Origin of the sequence: Algimonas arctica, from assembly GCF_014652695.1 — a bacterium.
Lineage (GTDB): Bacteria > Pseudomonadota > Alphaproteobacteria > Caulobacterales > Maricaulaceae > Litorimonas > Litorimonas arctica.
Map to the genome: position 1 here is coordinate 254,444 of NZ_BMZH01000002.1, position 23,219 is coordinate 277,662.

20 protein-coding genes are annotated in these 23,219 nt (G+C 55.0%); 5 read left to right on the forward strand and 15 right to left on the reverse strand.

Translation table 11 applies throughout. From position 1 onward, the window contains the following. Positions 1 to 7 precede the first annotated feature (7 nt). From ccoG to ccoN, 5 genes are all read right to left on the reverse strand, one after another. Entirely contained in the window at positions 8 to 1,486 is a 1,479-nt protein-coding gene (gene ccoG, locus IE105_RS03335) for a cytochrome c oxidase accessory protein CcoG (protein ID WP_189495404.1), read from the reverse strand. Between the two features lie 85 nt (positions 1,487 to 1,571). Continuing rightward, entirely contained in the window at positions 1,572 to 2,501 is a 930-nt protein-coding gene (gene ccoP / locus IE105_RS03340) for a cytochrome-c oxidase, cbb3-type subunit III (RefSeq protein ID WP_233353965.1), read from the reverse strand. Next, on the reverse strand, positions 2,498 to 2,680 hold the full coding sequence (locus tag IE105_RS03345; protein ID WP_189495406.1) for a cbb3-type cytochrome c oxidase subunit 3: 183 nt from the start codon (positions 2,678 to 2,680) through the stop codon (positions 2,498 to 2,500). The genes ccoP and IE105_RS03345 overlap by 4 nt, the downstream gene beginning before the upstream one ends. A 5-nt stretch (positions 2,681 to 2,685) precedes the next feature. After that, positions 2,686 to 3,423: a cytochrome-c oxidase, cbb3-type subunit II gene (gene ccoO, locus IE105_RS03350; protein WP_189495418.1), complete on the reverse strand. Its 738-nt coding sequence runs from the start codon at positions 3,421 to 3,423 to the stop codon at positions 2,686 to 2,688. Between the two features lies 1 nt (position 3,424). Then, positions 3,425 to 5,032: a cytochrome-c oxidase, cbb3-type subunit I gene (gene ccoN, locus IE105_RS03355; RefSeq protein WP_373299042.1), complete on the reverse strand. Its 1,608-nt coding sequence runs from the start codon at positions 5,030 to 5,032 to the stop codon at positions 3,425 to 3,427. Positions 5,033 to 5,623: 591 nt separating this feature from the next. Between ccoN and IE105_RS03360 the strand changes: the two genes are divergently transcribed. Further along, positions 5,624 to 7,945, forward strand: a complete 2,322-nt coding sequence (locus IE105_RS03360) for a TonB-dependent receptor (RefSeq protein WP_189495420.1) — start codon at positions 5,624 to 5,626, stop codon at positions 7,943 to 7,945. Between the two features lie 237 nt (positions 7,946 to 8,182). On the opposite strand, the gene IE105_RS03365 is transcribed toward IE105_RS03360, so the two are convergent. From IE105_RS03365 to IE105_RS03395, 7 genes are all read right to left on the reverse strand, one after another. Continuing rightward, a complete protein-coding gene (locus IE105_RS03365) occupies positions 8,183 to 8,710 on the reverse strand; it encodes a nuclear transport factor 2 family protein (RefSeq protein ID WP_189495422.1) in 528 nt (175 codons plus the stop codon). After that, complete coding sequence (locus IE105_RS03370; RefSeq protein ID WP_189495424.1) at positions 8,707 to 9,456, reverse strand: SDR family oxidoreductase; 750 nt, start codon at positions 9,454 to 9,456, stop codon at positions 8,707 to 8,709. The genes IE105_RS03365 and IE105_RS03370 overlap by 4 nt, the downstream gene beginning before the upstream one ends. Positions 9,457 to 9,473: 17 nt before the next feature. Continuing rightward, positions 9,474 to 10,010, reverse strand: coding sequence for a nuclear transport factor 2 family protein (locus tag IE105_RS03375; RefSeq protein WP_189495426.1), 537 nt, complete (start codon positions 10,008 to 10,010; stop codon positions 9,474 to 9,476). Continuing rightward, a complete protein-coding gene (locus IE105_RS03380; RefSeq protein ID WP_189495428.1) occupies positions 9,997 to 10,911 on the reverse strand; it encodes an SDR family NAD(P)-dependent oxidoreductase in 915 nt (304 codons plus the stop codon). The genes IE105_RS03375 and IE105_RS03380 overlap by 14 nt, the downstream gene beginning before the upstream one ends. 122 nt (positions 10,912 to 11,033) lie before the next feature. Continuing rightward, positions 11,034 to 11,984: a winged helix-turn-helix transcriptional regulator gene (locus IE105_RS03385; protein WP_189495430.1), complete on the reverse strand. Its 951-nt coding sequence runs from the start codon at positions 11,982 to 11,984 to the stop codon at positions 11,034 to 11,036. A gap of 66 nt (positions 11,985 to 12,050) precedes the next feature. Then, a complete protein-coding gene (locus IE105_RS03390) occupies positions 12,051 to 13,412 on the reverse strand; it encodes an MFS transporter (RefSeq protein WP_189495432.1) in 1,362 nt (453 codons plus the stop codon). 15 nt (positions 13,413 to 13,427) lie between these two features. Beyond that, positions 13,428 to 13,970 carry an SgcJ/EcaC family oxidoreductase gene (locus IE105_RS03395; protein WP_233353967.1) on the reverse strand — a complete coding sequence of 181 codons (543 nt, stop codon included), beginning with the start codon at positions 13,968 to 13,970 and terminating at the stop codon, positions 13,428 to 13,430. A gap of 122 nt (positions 13,971 to 14,092) precedes the next feature. Here IE105_RS03395 and IE105_RS03400 point away from each other — a divergent pair, with 122 nt between their 5' ends. Beyond that, on the forward strand, positions 14,093 to 15,547 hold the full coding sequence (locus IE105_RS03400) for a carotenoid oxygenase family protein (protein WP_189495434.1): 1,455 nt from the start codon (positions 14,093 to 14,095) through the stop codon (positions 15,545 to 15,547). A 48-nt stretch (positions 15,548 to 15,595) separates the two neighbouring features. Here IE105_RS03400 and IE105_RS03405 read toward each other — a convergent pair whose 3' ends face one another. Next, positions 15,596 to 17,287, reverse strand: coding sequence for a class I adenylate-forming enzyme family protein (locus IE105_RS03405; protein WP_189495435.1), 1,692 nt, complete (start codon positions 17,285 to 17,287; stop codon positions 15,596 to 15,598). 85 nt (positions 17,288 to 17,372) lie between these two features. Between IE105_RS03405 and IE105_RS03410 the strand changes: the two genes are divergently transcribed. The 3 genes from IE105_RS03410 to IE105_RS03420 are packed head-to-tail and all read left to right on the forward strand — an operon-like array spanning position 17,373 to position 20,493. Beyond that, positions 17,373 to 18,419: an NAD(P)H-dependent amine dehydrogenase family protein gene (locus tag IE105_RS03410; protein WP_189495437.1), complete on the forward strand. Its 1,047-nt coding sequence runs from the start codon at positions 17,373 to 17,375 to the stop codon at positions 18,417 to 18,419. Continuing rightward, entirely contained in the window at positions 18,419 to 19,573 is a 1,155-nt protein-coding gene (locus IE105_RS03415; protein WP_189495439.1) for an acetyl-CoA C-acyltransferase, read from the forward strand. Before IE105_RS03410 ends, IE105_RS03415 begins: the two co-directional genes overlap by 1 nt. Then, the gene (locus IE105_RS03420) at positions 19,570 to 20,493 is read left to right on the forward strand and encodes an NAD(P)H-dependent flavin oxidoreductase (RefSeq protein WP_189495440.1); all 924 of its coding nucleotides are present in this window, start codon (positions 19,570 to 19,572) and stop codon (positions 20,491 to 20,493) included. Before IE105_RS03415 ends, IE105_RS03420 begins: the two co-directional genes overlap by 4 nt. Positions 20,494 to 20,597: 104 nt before the next feature. Here IE105_RS03420 and IE105_RS03425 read toward each other — a convergent pair whose 3' ends face one another. Beyond that, positions 20,598 to 21,392, reverse strand: coding sequence for a DUF1295 domain-containing protein (locus IE105_RS03425; protein ID WP_189495442.1), 795 nt, complete (start codon positions 21,390 to 21,392; stop codon positions 20,598 to 20,600). A gap of 14 nt (positions 21,393 to 21,406) precedes the next feature. Continuing rightward, positions 21,407 to 23,209, reverse strand: a complete 1,803-nt coding sequence (locus IE105_RS03430; protein ID WP_233353968.1) for an AMP-binding protein — start codon at positions 23,207 to 23,209, stop codon at positions 21,407 to 21,409. Between the last annotated feature and the right edge of the window lie 10 nt (positions 23,210 to 23,219).

Consider the following 23,219-nt stretch of genomic DNA (forward strand, 5'->3'; position numbering starts at 1 on the left):
CCGTCCTTTATGACCCTGTGACGAAGACAGTTGATTGGATCGCCGTGACACTCGTGACCGGATCAACGAGTTTAAAGGTCACGTCGCCCCGAACCCCTATATCAATGAGGTCATCCTCAACGATGAGAACGCGAAAATCGATAATATCATCGGCAGGCACAATTAAGTTCAGCCCGGTTTGGCCTGCGACTTTCAAGGTTGGGCTTGGAAGCCCGTCGACCGAGAGTGTCAACGTGCGGGTTTCCGTCGCTTTGTTCAAAACCTTAATCGTGTAGCCGTTCTGGATGCTTCCGTCTGATAGGCGAACGAAATTCGGCTGTCGATCACGCACGACATTCAGGTCCAACGTCGAGCGCCCTAGTAGGGCATAGAGCATGATGCCCCCGACCGCGGCGAACACGACAGCATAAATCATTGTCCGCGCCCGGATCAGGCGAAAACGTGGTTTTTCACCCGCTATCCTGGCCACAACATTGGCCTCTGTATCATAGGCGATAAGGCCTTTTGGACGGTCGATTTTGACCATGATTTCGTCGCACGCATCAATGCAGAGCGCGCACCCGATACATTCCAGCTGCAGCCCATCGCGAATATCAATCCCAACCGGACAGACAGCCACACACTGACGGCAATCGATACAGTCGCCGCGACCTTCCCATGTGGCCCCTTTTTTGTGCGCACCACGGGGCTCTCCACGGTCATAACGATAGGTCACATTGAGCGCATCTTCATCGATCAGGGCGGCCTGAATGCGCGGCCATGGGCACATATAGGTACAGACCTGTTCACGCATGAACCCGGCCAAAGAATAGGTTGTGAAGGTCAAAATCGCGGCGAAAATATAGGACGTCATCGGCGCATGTCCGGTGAAGAAGTCCCGCGCGATGGACGGCGCATCGTGGAAATAAAGAATCCAGACCCCGCCCGTGAGCGCCGCAATCAAGAGCCAAACGATATGTTTGGCGGTCTTTTTATATATTTTAGACACCGACCATTTTGCTTTATCGAGCTTGATCCGCGCGTTGCGGTCGCCTTCAAAGAACCGTTCGACATAGATGAACAGGTCCGTCCAAATCGTCTGTGGGCACGCATACCCACACCAGACACGTCCAAACATCGCCGTGATTAGAAACAGGCCCAGCGCGGCGAGGATCAATAATCCCGTGATATAATAGACCTCTTGCGGCCAAATTTCGATGAAGAAGAAATAGAAGCGCGCATTTTCAAAATCGACCAACACGGCTTGATCCGGCTGTCCCGGACCGCGGTCCCACCGCACCCAAGGCAGCGCATAGTAAATGCCAAGCAACACTACCATCGCCAGCCATTTTAGATTTCGAAATACCCCGTGGGCGAGCTTTGGATAAATCTGTTCCCGACTTTTATACAAGCTGGCCGGGGTCGATGACGTTGGGTTTGGCGCCTGTGAGCGCGGCACACCGGGTGCCGCTTCGCGCCGTTTCGTATTATCGATTAAAATCGTCATGTGTGGCGACTTAGAGGACCCAAAGGGTCAAAACTGTGTCCTGCGTCACAGACATGTTGCCATGACTGCGACGGGGCGCTCTGTGCTACTCGACGGGGTTTGAAGGCTCCCCGCCGCCCAGAGCGTGGACATAGACCGCCAACGCCGTGATTGTGTCCGGGCTCAACCGTTCGTTCCAATTCGGCATCACACCTTGACGACCATTATTGAGCGTCTCCAAAATGTCGGCGCGCTCACCCCCATATAACCAGTCTAGATCGGTCAGGTTTGGCGCACCTTGGCTCTGGTCTCCTGTCGCCTCCGCCCCATGACATGACACGCAATTCTCCGCGAACAGCGACTTCCCGCGCGCGACAGCGTCAGGGTTCTCGCTGCGGTCCGTGAAGGCGAGCAAATATTCAGTCAGATCCTTAATCTCGTCACGGGTTAACAGGCCATCCCGCCCATAGGCTTGCATCAAGTTGAACTGCGTGTCGTCATGCGACGCGCGAACACCAACCTCCAAAGTGTGGCGAATCTCTTCGAACGTGCCGCCCCAGATCCAAATATCATCATTTAGGTTCGGGTAACCCTTAAAGCCTTGGCCGCCGGCGCCGTGACATGTCGCGCAATTATCCCCGAAGGCCGATTTCCCAGCCGCCATCGCGAAGCGAAATAGCTCTGGATCCCCCATGATATTCTCAAGGTCGACACCTGTCAGCTTGTCAGAAAATTGTGCGCGTCCGGTCCGCATATTGACCATATCCAACGCCACAGCTTTTCGATCTGAATGACCCAGAAGCCCTTTATAGTGGCTATTGATCAGCGGAATTGACGGCATCAATAACGCATAAATCAAAGCGATCACGATACTGGCGTAGAAAATCCCGAGCCACCAACGCGGCATAGGCGTGTTTAGCTCTTCAATACCATCCCAGCTATGGCCCGTTGTATATTGACCTGTCGGTTCGTCGAAACGCGGCTCATGCCGATCCCCCATATCGGGGCGATCCTCAGTGTTATCAGTGTCGCTCATCGTGTCTCTCCGGCGTCTAGGTCCGGCGCGTCATTGGCCTGCAAGGGAATATGGGCCGCCCGGTCAAAGCGGGCCTTGTTCTTTGGCCACAGCGCATAAAAAATTGCGGCCACAAAAACGGTGGTAAAAACGACGGTGCCGCCGATTTTGACGACATGAGCGATTTGATCGTAACCCATTGAGCTTACCTCAAGTTTTCGTCGAGATCGGCTTCATATTCGGTGAAATCCACCAATGTGCCGAGCATTTGTAAATAGGCAATCAACGCATCCATCTCTGTCACGCGGTCGGGATTGCCATCGAAATCGCGCATGACGGCGTTGGGATAACGGGCCAAGAAACCCTCTTCATCCTCAGCCATCGGATCGAGCTGCGTTTCCACATCTGACTTGGCTATCGCCAGCATCTCGTCCGAATAGGGAACGCCCAGCCTTTTGTTAGCGCTCAGATGAGCGATAATATCATCATATTGCAGCTCGGCCTTATCCAAGAATTTATACGGCGGCATGATGGATTCCGGCACAACCGAACGCGGATCAATCAAATGTGTGCGGTGCCATTCGTCTGAATATTTACCGCCAACACGGGCAATATCCGGCCCGGTGCGTTTCGACCCCCATTGGAACGGACGATCATACATGGACTCAGCGGCGAGGCTGTAATGCCCATACCGTTCGACTTCATCGCGCAGCGGGCGGATCATCTGCGAGTGGCACGTGTAACAGCCTTCGCGGACATAGATGTTCCGACCGGCCAGCTCGAGCGGCGTATAAGGCCGCATCCCGTCGACTTCTTCAATCGTTGAGTCGATATAAAATAGCGGCGCGATCTCGACCAAGCCCCCGACTGAGACTACGGCGATAATGCCGAGCAACAGCGCGAACGATTTTTGTTCGAGATATTTGTGAAGACGTAGGAACATCTTATTCAGCCGGGGCAAGTGTGGATGGAACGGGTGAGGGCATCACAGGATCAGAGGCCGCATTTGTGACGATCGACGTCGCATTGCCGCGACCTTTTATGGTCATCCGGATATTATAGGCCATGATCAGGGTCCCGAGCAGGAACAAGAAGCCCCCTAAGGTCCGGATCGCAAAGAATACATGCAACGGGCTGACAGTCTCAATGAAACTATATTCCAAGAAACCCAGCTCTGTGTATGAGCGCCAGTTCAAGCCCTGACTAATCCCCGCGCCCCACATCGCTGTGATATAGAAAACGATCCCCAGTGTCGCGAGCCAGAAGTGCCATTCGACCAATTTCGTCGAGTAGAGCTCTTTCTTTTTCCACAACCATGGAACGAGACAATAGAGCGCCCCAAAGGTCACGAAACCATTCCAGCCGAGCGCGCCGGAGTGCACATGGCCGATGCCCCAATCTGTATAATGCGACAGCGCATTGACGTAACGGATCGACATAAGCGGCCCCTCGAAGGTCGCCATGCCGTAAAACGCGACCGAGACCACGAGCATCCGCAAAACCGGATCGGTCCGCAATTTGTCCCACGCCCCTTGCAAGGTCATCAGACCGTTGATCATGCCACCCCAGCTGGGCATCCAAAGCATGATGGAAAACACCATACCGAGCGTCTGCGTCCATTGCGGCAGCGCGGTATAATGGAGGTGGTGCGGACCCGCCCAAATATAGATGAAGATAACCGCCCAGAAGTGAACGATGGAAAGCTTGTAGGACCAAATCGGACGGTTCGCCCGTTTAGGTATGAAGTAATACATGATCGCGAGGAAACCCGCCGTCAGGAAGAACCCAACCGCATTATGGCCATACCACCACTGGGTCATGGCATCCTGCACGCCCGCATAAACCCCGTAAGATTTTGCGCTCGTTAAGGCGACTGGAAGCGCCAAATTATTGACAATATGCAGAATTGCGACTGTGACGATAAAGGCGAGGTAGAACCAGTTGGCCACATAAATGTGCGGCTCTTTGCGCTTGGCCAACGTCATCAGGAAGACCAATAAATAGGCGACCCAAACGATGGTCAGCCACAGATCGACATACCATTCAGGCTCCGCATATTCTTTGCCGCCTGTAATACCCATTAAGTAGCCAGACGCCGCCATGATGATAAAGAGTTGATAGCCCCAGAACACGAACCACGGCCAAGACCCGCCTGCCAAACGTGTGCGGCACGTCCGCTGCACGACGTAGAAGCTCGTGGCGATCAGGGCGTTACCGCCAAAAGCAAAAATAACGGCGGACGTATGCAAAGGACGCAAGCGCCCAAAATTCGTCCATGCCCCGTCAAAATAGAAAATCCCCGGCCATGTCATCTGCGCGGCGATCAAAACACCCGCTGACATACCGACAATCCCCCAGAACGTCGTCGCGATGACGCCGTATTTTACGACCTTGTCGGCGTAACGCGAATGATCAATTGTCGGCGGGTTTGAGCCCATTTTACCGATAATATAGACCACACCGCCGAGCAAAGCCGTGAGCATGATACCCGCATGAAACTTCATCGGCACGCCAGCAAATGTGCCGAAGCCCGGACCCGCAGCCGCAAACATCGCCCAGATCATCACGGGGACGAGGATGAAGAGCATGGGCCACATCGACTCATCGGTCTTAATGTGGGGGTTTGCTGTCGTGTGAGTCAGGGCGCTCATGGGCAACTCGTCAAGATCTGTCTGTTCAAGTCCGAGAAAAGAGCTTTTCGAACATGCTGAAACGGGGACACGACCCTATCGGGAGCGCCGCACCCCTGTTGCAGCCCGCCCGTCATGGCGAGATTTGCCCGCGCAAAAGTGACGCACGTCACACAGGGGCAGAGAATTACGCCGTCGGTGGTTAGATTTCGACCGCTCAGGGCCCGTGCCATTAAGGCCTTCAGTTAAACTCTTTCTTCACATCGGGAGGTGAGTAAGAACGAAAATCATCTCTTAGCCGAACCCAAATCTGTAACATCCGCTAAAGTCAAACAGCGCGGGTATGAATAGAATGCGTCTGCTTTCGGTTATGAATTTTGTGCCACATCCCAAACAATTCAAACAAATTTGTGCGATTTAACTACTAACTTGCATTGACGAACCTACTATTCTAGGAATAAGGTTCGTTTATACAAGTCGGTTAATCGGCACCACATCACAAGGGGGAACTCGATGAAGTTCAGTTATCAGGCAAGTAGTATAGCGTTGGCCGCGTGCCTTACGTTTGGGGGTGCGTCCATTGACCACGCATACGCCCAAGACTCCGATGCAAATTCATCCGATGCGCTAAAGCTCGACACGATCATCGTGACCGCACAGCGCCGCGCCAACAGTGTTCAAGACACATCTGCTGCGATTTCGGCGTTCTCCGGTGCCGATCTCGAAAGCGAACGTATTCTCAGCTTTGAGGAGCTGGCCGGTAGCGCGACGTCGCTGTCTTTCACCGCACTTTCTCCGCTGGATCAGGAATTCAACATTCGCGGGATTACAAATACGCGCCTCGACTCGCCGTCTGCTGACCAATCCATCGGCATTTTCTCCGATGATGTTTACGTCGGCCGCTCCGGGCTCTTTAACTTCGACATGTATGATGTTGGTCGCGTTGAGATCGTTCGCGGTCCGCAAGGCGTGCTTCTGGGCCGCAATGTCGTGGGTGGCGCGATTAGCATTTATTCCGCCGAACCTGAGTTTGATCCCAGTGGCAGTGTCTCCGTATCTTACGGCAATTATGACGAAATCCTGACGAACGGATATGTCACAGGGGCCATCAGCGATACAGTTGCGGGACGGTTTTCCTTCCAGCTTCGCAACCGCGAAGGCTTCAACCAGGATCTCCTGCACGATGTTGATCTCGACAATATTGATTCATCGCAATTTCGGGCTCAGCTCTTGTATCGTCCTGAGAATTCAAACTTCTCAGCCAAACTGGGATTTGATTACACCAAAGATGAATCAAATGGCTTCCATACCGCCGCGATCAACGACCCGACCGCCGCTCAAGGCGGCTGGAGCCAGTTGCGTGAGCAGATTGGCGCGGCTCGCGGCGAACCTCTCGACATTCGTGAAAGTTTGCCGGAATGGCCGCGTTATAAAGGCGATTTGCAAGAAAGCCCGCAGGGTCTTGACCGCGAAGCCTTTGGTCTCAGTCTCAAAATGGAAAACGAATTTGATTTCGGTACGCTGACGTCTGTTTCGGGTTACCGCGAGGGTGACGCGTCTAGCCTTTATGACCAAATGGGTGTTGGCCCGGATAATGGCTACGGATTGATTGTCTTTTCACCTCCCAGTTTCTCATTCCCCGTGAATGAAACCGAAGACATCAAGCAGTTCTCTCAGGAGATCCGCCTCGCCTCTGCGCCTGTTGATCAGGGTTTCGACTGGATTGTTGGGGCCTATGTACAAAGTGATGAAGTCAAGAAATTTGACCGCTTCTTTGCAGAAACACCTGTTCCCATTCCGACAATTTCCGGTGAATCCCACTGGGATAATATGGCGAAGAACAAAAGTTACGCCGCCTTCGCGCAACTTGGCTATCAGTTCAATGATAAGCTCCGCCTTGTCGGTGGCCTCCGCTACACCCATGACAACAAATCGGGTCGCGTAACGGCCACCGCTGTTGAGGGTGGCGATCAGTTCTTCCCGAATGATCAGGTCGCTCTCTCCCCGTTGTCACCGACATTGATGGAAGGTGATACGTTCACCGTCGATTATGAGGATAGCTGGGGTGAGCTTACGCCGCAGATTACGGCCGAATTTGAAGCCAATGAGAATATGTTCTTCTACGCAACATATTCAGCCGGCTACAAAGGCGGCGGTTTCGAGGATGATCCGGCGAATGCGGTTGCCGCGAACACAAGTTACGATCCTGAGACTGTCGACAACTATGAAATCGGCGGCAAGTTCGACTTTTGGAACAATCGCGCGCGCGTCAATCTAGCGGCATTCTACATGAAGTACAAAGATCTTCAGGTCACACAAACCGATGCGGGCTGTCTCTGCAATATCACGGACAATGCCGCGGATGCCAATATTCAGGGTATCGAGATCGAGGCTGAAGCCCTTTTGTTTAAAGGCTTTAATGTATCGGGTGGCCTAACGTATCTCGACACAGAATATGTCGACTTTATCGATTCATTGGGTCGGAATGCATCTGGCAACTTCCTGCAGCGAACGCCGGAATACCAGTGGAATGTTTCCGCCGAATACGAGACTGATTTAGGTCAATGGCGCGACGGGCTGAAAATCCGTGCGGGTTATTCGCACAAAGGTAAAATGTTCTGGGCACCCGAGAACACGAACTTTGAAGAAGCCTACGGGACTCTTGATGGTCGGATTTCGATCACGCCGAACGAAGGTGACTTCACGGTTTCCATCTGGGGCCGCAACCTCACAGACGAACTATACCGTACAAATATTATCGCCTTCTTCGGCGATGAGCTCTCCCGATTGGGCGCTCCCCGGACTTACGGCGCATCTGTCGCCGTCAAGTTCTAAAGCGGCGTTCAATTAACTTGTAAGGCCCGACTTCGGTTGGGCCTTTTTTTATGGGAAACACACAGGTCAGGTTTGGCGCGATCAGACCGATGAGCCACCCGTCACCCACCGCGCGCGTTGTTCCGCAGACGAGGCCAATACGCGTAAACACAGAGACTTCATTTGGTTTGTCACGCCATGAAAAAGGCCCGGATGAAATCATCCGGGCCTCATTTACGACGGCGATGTCAGCGCTGTTTAGAAGCGCGTGTACGTCAGGTCACCTTTGCCTTTCTCGCCCATATTCATGCGCGGATCTTCGGGCTTGAATAGGCCAAGACACCAGCCTTCGGACATAGGTTCATCGCGGTTCCAATCCAGTGCGATTTTACGATGACGAATACGCCACTCACCGTCACGACACTCAAACTTATCGAATACCCGACCACCGGTCATCGTATCCCATTTTTCACCGTCCTTAGAGAAACGGGCGAACGTTAACAGATAGGTTTCGACCCACGCGAACGGGCCGTCGAATTCGATATGAATGTTGCCGACATGGTGCATCATCACATCGCCGCCTTTCATCAAGCGCTCCATCGCGCCGTCAATGTAATCGCGGGCTGGGCCGGTATAGCTATTGCCGTGTTCTTCGATCGCGTCGTCCCAATAGCAACTATGTAATAAGGGACCGTCCGCACGATCGATCGCGCGGGCATAACGCATGATGACATCGGAAATGTCCTGCTTGGCGATCACGGATTCAATCGTGTTTTTATACATCATTTTCTTCCATTATGGAGGGACGCCGCGAGCGAGCGGTTGAGCGTGTGCGGATCGCGCGCGAGGAAAGCACGGACCGATACAGAGTGGCTATCCGTGTCATGTTCCGGGATGTTTTTCTCAATCGCGAGAATGCCGGCCTTGCCAATATCACGCGGCGTGGATTTCTCCTGCCATGTCACATGTTTGGCCATGCGCGTATCGACGGATCCCACAATAAGGGACGTCAGTTGTGTATTCTGCGGCTCCAACTCCGCACGCATGCAATCGCCCGCCGACCTTGCGGCGAATTTGGACGGGCTATACCCCCCCATGCCCGGAATAGAGGCGATGCCGCCCGCAGACAGAACATTGACGATCGCGCCCCCGCCGTTGGCCTTCAAAACCGGGGCGAAAGCCCGACACATGCTGACAACACCGATATAATTGGTTTCGATTTCCTGCCGCATGAACGACATGTCTAACGCGCCGAGCAGGGTTTGACGGTTAAATGCGCCCGCATTGTTGATGAGCACATCAACATCACTGCAGGTTTCTGCCGCCTTGGCGACTTCATCCTCTTTCGTGACATCTAATTGGATCCCGACCAAACGGTCCGGGTCGGCTTTAGCGGCCTCCTGGGCGTCCGCGAGTTTGCGGGAGGCGATGTAAACGCGTTTGGCTCCGGCATCGAGCAGCTCTTGAACGAAGCCCTCTCCGATACCGCGGTTGCCACCTGTGACGATGGCTGTGCAACCTTTGACTTTCATGACTCTCTCCCTGTTGATTATTTCGCGCGCAGCCAGTCGCCGTATAAAATGTCGTCCGGTTTTTTGGCCCCACGGACGAGCTTGGACGGATCCGGTGCGATCTCTCCGCGACCCCAACTCTCGTTGAGCGGCATTTCATGGTTCCAATCCCAGACGAGACGGCGGTGGGCGATTTTGAAGACGCCGTCGCGGCGTTCCATACGGTCGATGACGCGTGCCATGGTGAAACTGTCGAACGGATCCTCGACCGTGTCCCGGCGCGAAAACGTCAGGAAATAGCATTCTGTATAGGCTCGGTCACCGTCCAGCTCGATATTGATATTGGTGATGATGTGGGACATGCGAGGGGCCTTGGGCAGAACCTTTCGCAACATATCGACATAGTCATTTGCTGATCCCAAGAATGTGCCGCCATGATCTTCGATCGCGTCATCATGATAGGCTTGTGCGATCAAGTCCGCGTCGCCACGGTCCGCGCCACGCGCATAATCGACCAGAAGGTCGTAGATTTCTTGACGGTCGAAGAGTTCTTCGACGGATTTAGGTCGTGCCATGGTTTTGTTCCCCATTTGCGGTTGATGCCGTTTTGGCTTTTTTGAAAAAATGCGCAAAAGCCGCTTCTGCGCCAATGAAACCTGTCCCCGGATCAATGACGGATAATGCGTCGGCCTGCTCACCGAATGCATCAGGAGTGGCGTTTGCAATATACCCGCCTTGCCCCTCAAGATTGGCGGCTCTTGCGAAATAGTTGGCGCCGGCCATCCAAACCTCCCCCGAACGTTCACAGTCAGGGCGGGTCAGCCACACTGCGGCGGCAGTTGTGTTACGGGGCAGCAAATCTGGATCCACCTCACGACCGCCCTGAGTGGTCATTGCGGTTGCCGCATAGGGTGCCAAAATATTGACGCCGATTTCGTCGTGGCGCAATTCGTCCGCCAGGGTCAAACCATAAGCGATCAGCGCGCCCTTAGACGCGGCGTAAGCAGCCCGGCCACGCACGCCATAGAGGCCCGCGGACGAGGCAATCAACAGGATACGCCCGGCATCAGAGCGACGAAGCTGGGGCAACGCGGCCTCAATCAAAGCCGCGTTGGCAAAGAAGTTGATCTCCATGACGTCACGTAGCTTTGTGACTTCACCCGTGCCGACTTTCACCGCTGGTCCCGTGATTCCGGCATTGAGTACCAGCGTGTCCAGTCCGCCAAACGTGTTGACCGCGTTCTTAATCATGGCCTCAGCCGATCCGACCGCGTCCACGTCGGCATGATCAACCGCCGCGATTCCGTTGTTAGCTTGAATACGATCGACGACCGTTTGTGCCGAACTGGGTGTATTTAAATGCGTGCGATTATTGACGATGACGCGGCAACCATCTGCTGCCAATGCCTCAGAAAAAGCAGCGCCCAATCCCTTTCCAGCACCTGTCACCAGTGCGATGCGACCGTTCTGCATCATAAACCTCTCCGATTGCGCCAAGCGTAACAGAGTTGGTATGGTAATGAAAGTCTATGCGATCAGAAATTTCCGACATGTCTGTGATGAAATGACAGGGCCGCGTCCAAATTCAGAGGCCCCAGTCAGTCCGGCAACCCGGCCGTCGTGGCCACGTCGTCCAACCCGGAAATCTTATAGGTGACAGCGCGAGCCTGGATCGGTTCACGACATTCCGAGCAGATCACTTGCGGATTGAGATCACCGCCACACACCTTATGCGACAAGAGCAGAGGCGGCCCCTCGGGCGCGACGTAATAAGTGTCCCCCCATTTCAAGAGCATTACTAAGGCGTGGTAATAATCCACGCCCTTGGATTTCAGCCGGTACTCATAGCGCGGTGGGTGGGTGTTATATTGCTTGGGCCGGATCATGCCGATCTCTTCGAGCCATACGAGTCGTTCGGACAATATATTCGTGGCCATTGCGGTGTCCGTCAAAATATCATCGAAGCGGTTAATGCCGGTATAGATTGAGCGTAGGATGAGCGACGCCCAGCGGTCGCCCATAATCTGCGCTGCCTGATCCATCAGTGAAATCGATTTGCGCTCCGCGTCCTTGCTGCGGCGGCGACGGCTGTATAGCGGGACCATCATGCCCAAGCCTGGGCCTTCGCACCAATCGACTTCCTTGGGATCAATTTCGCCATTGCAAGATCCGCAAGCGGGTAGTGGGTCAAACACTTTGCCGCAGTTCTTGTGAGTCAGCTCCACCACGATTTTTCCGGGAGCCTGCCAGCGGCGCTCCCACCGTAGCAGCATGAGGGCGACCCAATATAGGCCCTGACCTTTTTCGGTCATGATATATTCAAAGCGGGGCGGGCTTTCGCAATATTGGACCTTTTCCATCAGGCCCGCTTCGACGAGGCGTCGTAGCCGGTTGGAGAGGGACGCTTTCAGCAGGCCCGTGCGACGGCGAAACCCATCAAACCGTTTTCCGCCCAGCCAACTGACCTCCAAGATGAGGAGGGTGGGGTAGTCGCCCACCACTTCGAGCGCACGCCAAATGGAGCAAGATCGGATGAGTTTAGATTCCATTCCCTATCCTAATTGCGGGGTGTAACAGTGTTCATGAAACGGGTGTAGTCCGCCTCCCCATTGATATCAATGCGCGTGTTTTTCCACATTACGCGCGGCGATGAAAAACAAGATCGCACCGACGATATATCCAGACACTGCGACAATCGCGATGGCGTACCGGATGCCCGATTCAAAGGCGAAGAAATTGTCGCCAATCATGGCGGTCAGGGTCGGCCCCGCGCCGAGACCCACCGCATTGATCACAAACACATAGGCTGCGGAAATGGTTGCCCGCATACGGTTAGGTGCAAGTTGCTGGATGGTTGAAGGCGCGGCACCGACGGCGACGGCCGCCGCCGAGAAGAACAGAATGAATGAAACAGCCAGCAATGGAATGCTATCGGTAAGCGGGAAGGTTAGCGCGCCGATTGAGCCGATGGCCGCAGACCAACCGCAGAAGCGTAAGCGGACTTGGGGTGTGCCCCCGCCGATACGGTCCATTAGCGCGCCGCCGCCGATCAAACCGATCAGACCGCCGATTATCAACATAGCGCCTGACAGGTACCCCGCAGCTGCGAGCTCCATTCCGAAGGTGCGCATCAACATGGCCGGAAGCCATGAGATCGAACCGAGGACTGACAAGTTCACCATGCCGACCGCCAGAAACAGGCACCAAAAAAAGACTTTATTCTCGCGCATGTGGTCCATCACCGCGCTCATCGGCACTGGAGATTTATCGTTGGCTTCAGCTTCGGTGAAGCGTCGTTTGGGCTCAGGCAAAAACAAAAACAATGCAGCAATAAGAAGACCGGGCAATCCGGCGACCAAGAAAGCAACCTGCCAGGCTTTGACCTCGCCGAGTATTGGAAGGACGGTGGCATCGGCATTGGCGACCAAGGCAACAACCACAGCGCCGAGCATAAACGCCAGCCCCGCGCCCATCGCGGAGCCTAAGCCGTAAACGCCCATCGGCAAGCCGAGGCGGCCCTTCGGGAAACTATCGGAGATGACGGAATAGGCGGCCGGCGATAATACGGCCTCGCCCACCCCAACGCCCATGCGGGCAATGAAAAACTGCCAGAAATTGGTTACGCCCGCACATATAGCGGTCATAATACTCCAGACGAAAATACCAGCGGCAACGATTTTCATACGCGGCGCCCGGTCAATCAAACGCCCGATCGGAATGCCGGCAACGGTGTAGAACAGCGCGAAGGCAAACCCTTGTAACAGCCCGATTTGCGTATCGCTGAGCTTGAGGTCAGCTTTGATTGATTCGACCAATAGGCCGATAATCATCCGGTCAATAAAGGAAAATATATAGGCGACGAAAAACGCCGCGACGATCCCCCACGCCACAATCGGGCGGGGGAATGGCGCATCGTTCAAAGCTCCAACCGAAGCAGGCTTAAGCGATGAAGACGGTGACTTTGTCAGGTTAGACATGGGCCGGACCGACCTCTAGCCGAAGTCCTCCTCTAACCCCATTTCTTCGAGCAATTCAGCCCGGTCATAATATTCGCGCCACTCTTTGACGAGATCGCCTTCGACAATCAGCACACCAACGACAGGCACTTTGCCCGCGTGGCCGTTATAGACGAATTCATCTGTGCGCTCAATAAAGACAGCATCATTGATGACGCCGATGTTGCGGATATTCAGGGTGATTTCCGACAGGCCTTCACCCATGTTGTTGATACGCTTGCGGATGGCCTCGCGGCCGTTAATCGGGTCGATCATCATGGAGTGTAATACGCCGTCTTCGGTGAAGAGGTCGGCAATTTTATTCCATTCCTTCTCATTCCAAGCCGTGATCATTTCTTCAACTACAGCGATTTTGTGAGCATCTAATTCATTGGCGGCCATGGTCATATCTCCCGTATGTTGAGCAGTTTCGGTTTGCGGCTGTGCTGGCGTTGTCGATGCCTGTTCACCCAACTGATTGCAGCTGGACAAGACGCCCGCGCTCATGGCTGTGATGAAAAACAACTTGCGAATGTTCATGATATCCCCCACTAGGTCTTTTTATGAAAGTCATTCGTGCGGCATGTTTCAACTCGCGTCAAGTGAAATGTAATGAACCGCAACGGACAGACGAAAAGTCAGATAATAGGGGATGACCTGTCATGAAGATTGAACGTCTTGAGCCAATTAATTCGTCACTTCAGCCGTCCAACCACCCGTATCTTACGGGCCCGTGGACACCGCAGCATGAGGAGGTGACGGCGACTGACCTTGATGTGATCGAGGGGACGATTCCGACCGACATTGACGGAGTGTATCTGCGCAATACTGAAAATCAGGTACATCAGCCACTTGGTCGCCACCACCCATTTGACGGCGATGGCATGATCCACCAGATCAGTTTCAAAGACGGCAAAGCCGATTACCGCAACCGGTTCATTCAAACCCGCTGTTTCCAAGCCGAACAAATTACCGGCGGATCACTGTGGGGCGGTTTGATGGATAGTCATGGTGTGTCCAAACGCCCGGGTTACGGCGCGCATGGCGCGCTCAAAGACAACGCCAGCACCGATGTCATCGTCCATGCAGGCAAGGCAATCTCGACATTTTATCAATGCGGGGAGGGCTATGTCATGGATCCCGAAACGCTGGAGCCGGAGGGAATTGCGCCTTGGGTTCCGATCGACGGCATGTCAGCCCATCCCAAGGTTGATCCGGCGACCGATGAGTTGATGTTTTTTAACTACAGCAAGAGCGCGCCCTACATGCATTACGGCGTTGTGGATAAGCATGGCAAGCTCGTGACCTATGTCCCGATTGACGTGCCCGGGCCGCGCCTGCCGCACGATATGGCGTTTAGCGAGAACTACTCGATTCTAAATGACCTGCCGGTTTTCTGGGACCAAAAACTGTTGGAACGTAACGTCCACGCCGTACGCGAACATGAAGGCTTGCGGTCGCGGTTCGGCCTGATCCCGCGTCACGGTAAGGCCGAGGACGTCCGCTGGTTTGACGCCGCTCCGACGTTCGTGCTGCATTTTCTCAACGCTTATGAAGAGGGTGATGAAGTCATTTTGGATGGCTACTTCCAAGAGAACCCAACGCCGGAGCCGATCAAAGAAGCGGGCGAGCACGGCCATTTAATGGCCTATATCGACATGCACAGCTTTCGATCCAAGCTCCACCGCTGGCGCTTTAATTTGAAAGACGGAACAACCCGAGAAGAGCGGCTTGATGATCGGATCGTTGAATTCGGTATGATCAATCAATCTGTTGCGGGGCATAAACACCGTTATATTTATAGTGTGACGTCCAAGCCGGGCTGGTTCCTGTTTAACGGGTTCATCAAGCATGATGTTGAAACCGGCGAGAGTGAGCAAGTGACGCTGGCGGAAGGGCGCTACGCGTCTGAGGCCCCGTTTGCGCCGCGCGTTAATGCCACGTCCGAAGACGACGGCTATATTGTCAGCTTCATTACGGATGAAAACACTGGCACGTCGGAATGTATCTTAATTGATGCGAAGCGTTTCTCGGACGGTCCGGTTTGTCGTATTGCCCTGCCACATAAAATCAGCAGTGGCACGCACACGACATGGGCGCCGCGCGACAAACTTTAAGGCCCCTATAAAGACAGCGGACGCACGAAAATGCGACCGCACCCCAACCTATCCCGAAACGGCCAGTCGTCGCGTAACCTCAGTGCGAAGCTCATCGCGCGGGACCTTATTCATTGCGTTGCGCGGCAGGCTGTCGAGAATCACGATGAATTCCGGCCGCTTGAAGATGGCCGTGCCCTTACTCTCAAGCCATTCGGAAATGTCTGATAAGTCAACCGTGTGGTCGTCGCGCGGGACGACGGCAACCGCCACCCGTTCGCCGAGGTGGTCGTCAGGCAAGCCGACTGTGGCCGCTTCGCGAATTTTGGGGTGATCGACGATGAGGTCGTCCAGTTCAGCCGGAGAAATGTTGACGCCGCCGCGCACAATAATCTCTTTGGATCGCCCCACAAAACTATAATATCGCGATAATGTCCCCTCACCCGCAATTTCAAATAAATCGCCAGTCTTGAAATAACCTTGCGCGTCGAAGGCGTTCGCGTTCAAGTCCGGCGAATTCCAATATCCGCTAAAAATAGTCGCGCCACCCAAGCGGAGTTCACCGATCTGTCCGGGTTTTGAAATCGTCTCCTCCGTCTTCGGGTCAACCAGGCGAGACTGCATGACCTCAGCGGATCGGCTTGACCACTCCACGCCTCTGGCCCCGAACCGAGGGAAATACCGCGCGCGATCGGCCGGATCTGGGACCGAAGTGGGGCTGGAGAAAAGAGACGACCCTTCATTGGAACCAAACACATTGGTGATTTCGATATTGTGGTCAGTCTTCCATGTTTCGATCAACCAAGGTGAAAGCGGCGCGGAGCCCGAGGCCACCGCCCGCAAAGACGAGATATCAAAGCTCTCCATCAGGTCTGGCTGCTTAAGCAGTGCGCCCAGTACGGCTGGTGGAGCGATCGTGTAGCTCACCGCTTCGTCTTGGATCTGTTGCAGGAAAATCCCGATGTTAAACGGATGATGAAGCACCAGTTTTGCCCCCAGCTGTAACCACGGCAATACAAGACCCCCAATCGATCCAATATTCACGAGCGGGAACGGATTGAGCAAGACATCGTCCGACGTCATCTCCGTAGCGTCCACGATTACTTCGGCGTTAAGGACCCAGTGGCTGTGGCAGCGCGGCACGCCCTTGGATCGGGACTCCGTGCCGGAAGTCCAGCAGATCGTGAGGATTTCCGCTGAATCGACGGCGTGTTTGGACAGATAGGCGTCGAGCACACGTTTGTCCGTTTGCGCGCCGCCACGCAGTACCTGCTCGCTGATCAACACGGTCAGCCCCCCCGCTTCACCGGCAATTGACTGTGCCTGACCGCGGTGATCAAATCCCGCGAAGTGATCGACGGTGATGATCGCCTTGGGCGAAATATTCTCAATGATATGCTGAATCTCGTGCTGGCGGTATTGCATGACGATCGGACTAATGATCAGACCAAGCCGAGAGGCGGCTAGAAAAATGATCACCGCATCGACCGTATTGGGCAGCTGCACGACCAGACGGTCATCTTTGCTCAGGCCCACGCGAAGCAACGCTATCGCTGCCCCATCCACTGCCTCATCCAATTCACGCCAGCTCAGGCGGCGCGGCTCGACCCCGTCTATACTCGCGCGGTTGAGTGGGTCCACCAAAGCACAGCTGTCCGGTGCGTTCGCGCAAGCCGCTTTGAACAGATCATCAACGGTACTGTCGCCCCACCACCCATTTGCTCGGTAGGTTGCGACAGTGTCGTTTGACGTCAAAATCATACGGAAATCCCCAATGGCATCTTAGCGGCCGATAAACTTTCATAAAGATACTGACATAGAAGAGCAACTGGTCTAATCTGTTTTCATGGATGAGACGACACAAACACGGGTTATTCAATGGGCGACAGGGTCCATGGGGCGCACCGCGATGCGGATGGTGGTCGATGACCCAAGACTGACGCTGGCGGGCGCGCTGGTTTATTCTGACAAGAAAAATAATCTTGATTTGGGCGAATTAATTCATTGCCCCACGACGGGCATTTTAGCCACGAATGACAAGGCGGCGATCTTTGAAACAGCGGCGGATGTCGTCATTCATATGCCGCGGATGACCTTGCCCTATGAGGCGATGGTGCCGGACATTATCGACCTTTTAAAGTCCGGTAAGAACGTCATTTCGACGGCGGGCTTTCATTGGCCCGATGCGCACGGACCGGACTACGCCGAGCCTCTGCGCGCGGCGGCACTGGAAGGCGGCGTCACGCTGGCGGGCGTCGGCGTCAATCCGGGCATGATAGCCGAACGCCTTCTGATGAGTGCAACGGCCATGTCTGTCGAGGTTGATGAGCTCAGCTTACACGAAACAGTTGATGCATCCGCCATGACCAGCAGCGCTTTCGTGTTCGAACTTATGGGATTGGGGTCGGATCCGAAGGATAAGGATATTCGTAAGGGACCTCTTGCCGATCTTTACGGTGCGCTATTCTCCGAGGTGATCTATTTTTGCGCGCATCATTTAGGCAGTTCGGTGGTGACGATCACACCGGACCACCGATTGACGATGGCGCCGCGTGATATTCAACTCATACCTGGAACGATTGCCAAAGGGACGGTTGCAGCCACTGAGTGGTGCTGGCGCGCGGTGTTGGCCGACGACACGGCGATCATTCTGTCAATTATCTGGACAGCCGATCTGTCGCTCCACGATAGTGACCAACAAGGACATTGGACTCTAAAGATAAAAGGGCGTCCCAACATTACCATGACGCTCGATATTTCTGAAGCTGACCCGACCAAGCCGCCATCGCGCGCGCTGACGGACGCGGTGTGCGCGGTCGTGATCAAATCTATTCCGGCCGTCTTGCGCGCGCCGCCGGGATTCTATGCTTTCAATCCAATCGGGCTAATCTAATGGACGTTTATATTCAGGATTGCGTACGCACTCCGCGCGGCAAGGGACGGGCGAGTGGCGGATTGGCGGATCAGACACCGCACGGTCTGGTTGGTCACTTGGTGGACGCGCTGGAAGCGCGTACAGGGCTTGAGCGCAAGGCGGTGCAGGCTTTGACATTGGGCTGTGTGGGCCAAGTTGGCGCGCAGGGTGGTAATGTCGCCATGACGGCCAAAATCCATGCTGACCTTTCCTCCGATTGTCCGGCGCATGTAGTCAATAATTTTTGCGCGTCCGGTCTGACCGCTATCGGTTTGGCCGCCAACACAGTCAGCTTGGGGCAAAACGACCTCGTGCTCGGCGGCGGTGTTGAAATGTTGTCGCGCGTTCCGTTCATGGCGGATGAAGCCAGCTACTACAGTGACGCGAGTTTCAGCCCGACCAAGCAGTATATTCCCGTTGCGCTCGCGGCCGACTTGCTGGCGCAAAGCCAAGGCGTGACCCGCGCAGAGATGGATGCGCTCTCGCTCCGGTCGCAACAGCGGGCCGAAGCAGCCGATCAACATGCTGGGTTGCAGGCCTCCCGTATCCAAATCGGTGCATTGGACCGCGACGAAGCCATCCGACCGACTGACGCGGCGCGGATGGCAGCGATGCCGCCGGCTTTTTCAGATCTGGTAAAACCCTATGCGCGAGCCTTGGACGGCTCACCGATCAACCATCAAATGACCAAATCCCATGCACCGCCCATGACTGACGGATCGGGATTGGCGCTGCTCGGAACGAAATACAGTCTGACCAATCCGCGCGCCCGCATCGTCGCCTATGCAGAAGCTGGCGGTGATGCGCGCGAGTCCTTGCTGGCGGGAATTGCGGCCATGGTGAAAACACTTTCACGCGCCAAATTACAACTCTCGGACATGGATCGGATAGAGTTCATGGAGGCATTCGCACCCACCGTTGCAATCTTTGAGCGGGACTTTGAACCGGACCTGTCCAAGGTCAATGTCGGTGGCGGTCACATCGCCAAAGGACACCCGATGGGCGCAACCGGGGCAATCCTGCTCTCCACATTGATGGATGCCTTGGACGTAACTGACGGACGCTTAGGCCTAGTCGTCGTGACGGGTGCCCAAGGTGCAGGCGCCGCAATGATCGTAGAAAGGCTGAGATGACCCCGACACAATTAAGATCGCTTCGTTTGCCCGTGATGGTCGCGCCGATGTTTTTGGTCTCTGGGCCGGACATGGTTATTGCCGCTGCCCGAAGCGGTGTAATCGGGGCGTTTCCGACACCCAACTGCCGCACGACGGAAGAGCTCGACACATGGATGGCGCGCATCAAGGCGGAAACAAAAGACGCGCCCGGTCTGTGGGCAGTCAATCTGGTCACGCACCGCACCAACTCGCGGTTGGCGGATGATCTCGAACTTGTGGCGAAATATCAGCCACCCATCGTCATCACCGCTCTGGGCAGCCCTGCCCCCGCCATCGAAACTGTTCATCGCTACGGCGGGATTGTCCTCGCTGATGTTGTGAATGTGGCTTTGGGCCGTAAAGCGGCAGCCGCCGGCGCAGACGGGTTGGTGGCCGTGTCATCTGGCGCGGGCGGCCATACCGGACAGGTATCACCGTTCGCCTTTATCTCCAGCCTGCGCGAAATGTTTGAGGGTATCATTTGTGTCGGCGGCGCGATTTCTGATGGCATGGGCGTTGCGGGCGCGGTCGCTGCGGGCGCGGATCTGGTCTATATGGGAACACGATTTTTGGCGGCTAAAGAAAGCCTTGCCGTACCGGATTATAAGGCAATGGTGGTCGGGGCTGAAACACACGATATCGTCGTGAGCGACGTGGTCACGGGCACCCCCGCTTCGTGGCTAAAACCCTCGCTCGATGCCAATGGCTACGACATTAACGGGGAAGCCCAGAAGACAGAGCGCAATTACGGCGGCTCAGATTTAGGCAAACGCTGGAAAGATGTTTGGGCCGCGGGTCAGGGTGTAGGCGCGGTTAAAACAAGCGAGCCGTTATCCGCCATTGTCGATCAAATCGAATTGGATTTCAGGGCCGCGCAGACGCGCTTGGCAGGATATTAAAGTCGCCACAAACCCAACCTAAACTTCAGTCCTACCGCATTAAAAAACTGGCGCTTAATAGCGCCGGTTTTTTTCGTCTCTAAAGTTTCAGCTTTCTTGGCTGGCTAGATCTTCTTGGGCGGCATCGGCACAAAGCCGGAGGTCCGTTTGACGTAATCAGCGTAACCTGGACGCGTCTTATGTAGCCGTCCTTCAACAGTCGGCGCGCCGCTCCATTTCATCAGTGTCCACGTCAGCAGGATTGGCCCGGGGATTGCCCACAGCCCAAACGGTGTTTCAGCGGCGATAAGAAACAATCCCCACCAGACGCAAGCATCCCCGAAATAATTGGGATGGCGTGTATAGCGCCACAAACCTTGATCCATCACCTTGCCGGCATTGTCCGGATTGCGTTTGAAGCGCACCAGCTGTGCATCGCCGACCGTCTCAAAAATGATACCGACAATGGCCAGAACAATCCCGGCCAGAGCGAGCGGGCCGAGGGGGACAGCCGCGCCGATCTGGCCGAGTTGCACGGGCAGGCAAACCGCGAATAAAAGCGGTGCTTGCGTTGCAAATACAAGGAGCCCGGTCGCTTTCGCAAAACCCCAGCCCTTGTCACGTTCGGCGATGAATAGAATGGCTTTATAGCGGCGGTCCGGACCGTGATCGCGCCAGCGCCACAGCATGTATCCACCCAGTCTCAGGCCCCAGGCCGCGCACAGTCCGAGCAAGAGCCACTGCCGTAGCTCGCCGTCACCGACTTGCAGATAGGTTGTGATGGCCATCGCGACCATGCCAAGCGCCCAGACGCTATCAACCGGTGTGACATCACGCGTCTTGAGACAAATCAGCCAAAGAATGAAAAATCCGATGACCAGTATGGCAGCGTTGACTGCCAGCACCATGAGAGGTGACATAATATTCCCCGTGTTTAATTAAGCTCGAAAATTCCGTTGGTAGGCGTCTCTGCGTAAAGAGCCTCCAAAATGTCTGATCTATTTTTCAAGACCGCCTGACGGTTGACCGTGCCCTTGTCAGACAGCTCATGCACCGCCGCATTCGGCAGCTGGGTGAGCAAGGTGAACCGTTTAATCGTGGTGGACTGCCCGCCCGGCCCCGCATTGAACGCGCGAATATCGGCCTCGATTCGGTCTTTGACACCTTCCGGCGCACCAGGTTTGGCCCAGATCATCAGACTGAGATAGGGCCGATTGGCGTCACACAGAACCATCTCCAAGACATCGGTGCTGAGCGCTTTTAAGAGTCTGGCTTTCAACTCCCCGCCATACACCCAGCTGCCATTGAGCAGTTTGAACTCCTCAACCAAGCGTCCGGCGAACATAAGGCCCTCATTGAGGTCGTCCGGATTAACAAGCCGCGCTAAGTCGCCGGTTTTATAATAACCGTCTTCATCAAAGACTTCGGCATTTTTCGCCGGAGCATTGAGATAGCCCGACATCAGGTTCGGCCCCTTAAGGCGTACCTCATAGCGGTCGTCGCTCTTAATCAGTTTAACTTGGACGCCCGGACTGGGAAGGCCGATGCCAACTTTTTGCGTCGGGTAGTGAATGACCATACAGCCAGACACGGTTTCAGTCATGCCGTAACCGGTCGTAATGTGAATGCGGTGGCCGCATTCTTCGACGGCCATTTCCTGCAACCGGTCATAAACTGATTGCGACAGACCCGCGCCACCATAGAGCAACAGGCGCATTTTCTTAAAAAAGCTGGCCTTGAGGTCGGCGTTGGTTTCCATCTCGTCGATGAGCATGGCGTAGCCTGACGGGACATTATTGAAATAGCTGACCGGAATTTCTGTTAGATTTTCAATGGTCTTATTAATCAGGCCGGGTAACGGCTTACCCCCATCGATATACAGGGTCCCACCGCACAATAGGCACGACCGCAAGACCGACAGGCCCGCGGCGTGATGCCACGGCAGCCAGTCAAGCATCACCTCGTCCCAGCCTGCAGCCTTACCCACGGCCGCGTAGGTTTGCGCGGAATTGGCCGCGAGCGCCGCATGGCTTAAAGTGACGACTTTGGGCAATCCGGTAGAACCGGAGGTCATCATGTAAGTGCTGATAGTTTCCGGATTCAGCGCGTTGATTTTATCGAACAGCGGCGCTGCCGGCTCTGTTTCATAGAGCTGCGAGAGAGGCGTGGCTGAGCGTATGAAACTGTCCGTCGCCGCCGTGATTACGCGCACATCTTCGCCGAGCACGGTTTCGATTGCTGTGGCAAAGGCGGGGGAGCCGGAGGTGAAGATAGCGGCGGGTTCCGTTAAATTAGCAACGTGTTTTAGGCGGGGATACTCACCCGGTGTCGCACCCGGCATGGCAAAAGACGGGCTAACCGGGGTGTGAATAACGCCTGCGCAGTAGCAGGCGAAATTTATAATGGCGGTATCGATTGAGTTTTCCGACAGGATCATGAGCGCACGACCGGACGGAACATTGTCCAGCATCCATTGCGCCGCCGCGAGAACACGCTCTTTAAACGTGCGGTAGGTTATCTCGACCCACGCCCCGTCAGTGCCCCTCTCACCCAGAGCAATTACGTCTGGGTTCGCGTCAGCGCTGGCCAAGACGTCGCGTATAAACCCGCCGTCATGGTCTGGCATGGCGGTTCGGGTTTCAAACAGAATCGTGCCGTCGGGCCGACGCTCGACCTCCAGATCAACCGGCATGAATTCCGCGTCCCGAAACGGGGCGTCTTTATAATTGACTGTCACGATAAAGCCT

Coding starts and splice junctions, on each gene's coding strand:
- ccoG (WP_189495404.1), bottom strand. CDS start 1,486: ATGACGATTTTAATCGATAATACGAAACGGCGCGAAGCGGCACCCGGT.
- ccoP (WP_233353965.1), bottom strand. CDS start 2,501: ATGAGCGACACTGATAACACTGAGGATCGCCCCGATATGGGGGATCGG.
- IE105_RS03345 (WP_189495406.1), bottom strand. CDS start 2,680: ATGGGTTACGATCAAATCGCTCATGTCGTCAAAATCGGCGGCACCGTC.
- ccoO (WP_189495418.1), bottom strand. CDS start 3,423: ATGTTCCTACGTCTTCACAAATATCTCGAACAAAAATCGTTCGCGCTG.
- ccoN (WP_373299042.1), bottom strand. CDS start 5,032: ATGTTTGCGGCTGCGGGTCCGGGCTTCGGCACATTTGCTGGCGTGCCG.
- IE105_RS03360 (WP_189495420.1), top strand. CDS start 5,624: ATGAAGTTCAGTTATCAGGCAAGTAGTATAGCGTTGGCCGCGTGCCTT.
- IE105_RS03365 (WP_189495422.1), bottom strand. CDS start 8,710: ATGATGTATAAAAACACGATTGAATCCGTGATCGCCAAGCAGGACATT.
- IE105_RS03370 (WP_189495424.1), bottom strand. CDS start 9,456: ATGAAAGTCAAAGGTTGCACAGCCATCGTCACAGGTGGCAACCGCGGT.
- IE105_RS03375 (WP_189495426.1), bottom strand. CDS start 10,010: ATGGCACGACCTAAATCCGTCGAAGAACTCTTCGACCGTCAAGAAATC.
- IE105_RS03380 (WP_189495428.1), bottom strand. CDS start 10,911: ATGATGCAGAACGGTCGCATCGCACTGGTGACAGGTGCTGGAAAGGGA.
- IE105_RS03385 (WP_189495430.1), bottom strand. CDS start 11,984: ATGGAATCTAAACTCATCCGATCTTGCTCCATTTGGCGTGCGCTCGAA.
- IE105_RS03390 (WP_189495432.1), bottom strand. CDS start 13,412: ATGTCTAACCTGACAAAGTCACCGTCTTCATCGCTTAAGCCTGCTTCG.
- IE105_RS03395 (WP_233353967.1), bottom strand. CDS start 13,970: ATGAACATTCGCAAGTTGTTTTTCATCACAGCCATGAGCGCGGGCGTC.
- IE105_RS03400 (WP_189495434.1), top strand. CDS start 14,093: ATGAAGATTGAACGTCTTGAGCCAATTAATTCGTCACTTCAGCCGTCC.
- IE105_RS03405 (WP_189495435.1), bottom strand. CDS start 17,287: ATGATTTTGACGTCAAACGACACTGTCGCAACCTACCGAGCAAATGGG.
- IE105_RS03410 (WP_189495437.1), top strand. CDS start 17,373: ATGGATGAGACGACACAAACACGGGTTATTCAATGGGCGACAGGGTCC.
- IE105_RS03415 (WP_189495439.1), top strand. CDS start 18,419: ATGGACGTTTATATTCAGGATTGCGTACGCACTCCGCGCGGCAAGGGA.
- IE105_RS03420 (WP_189495440.1), top strand. CDS start 19,570: ATGACCCCGACACAATTAAGATCGCTTCGTTTGCCCGTGATGGTCGCG.
- IE105_RS03425 (WP_189495442.1), bottom strand. CDS start 21,392: ATGTCACCTCTCATGGTGCTGGCAGTCAACGCTGCCATACTGGTCATC.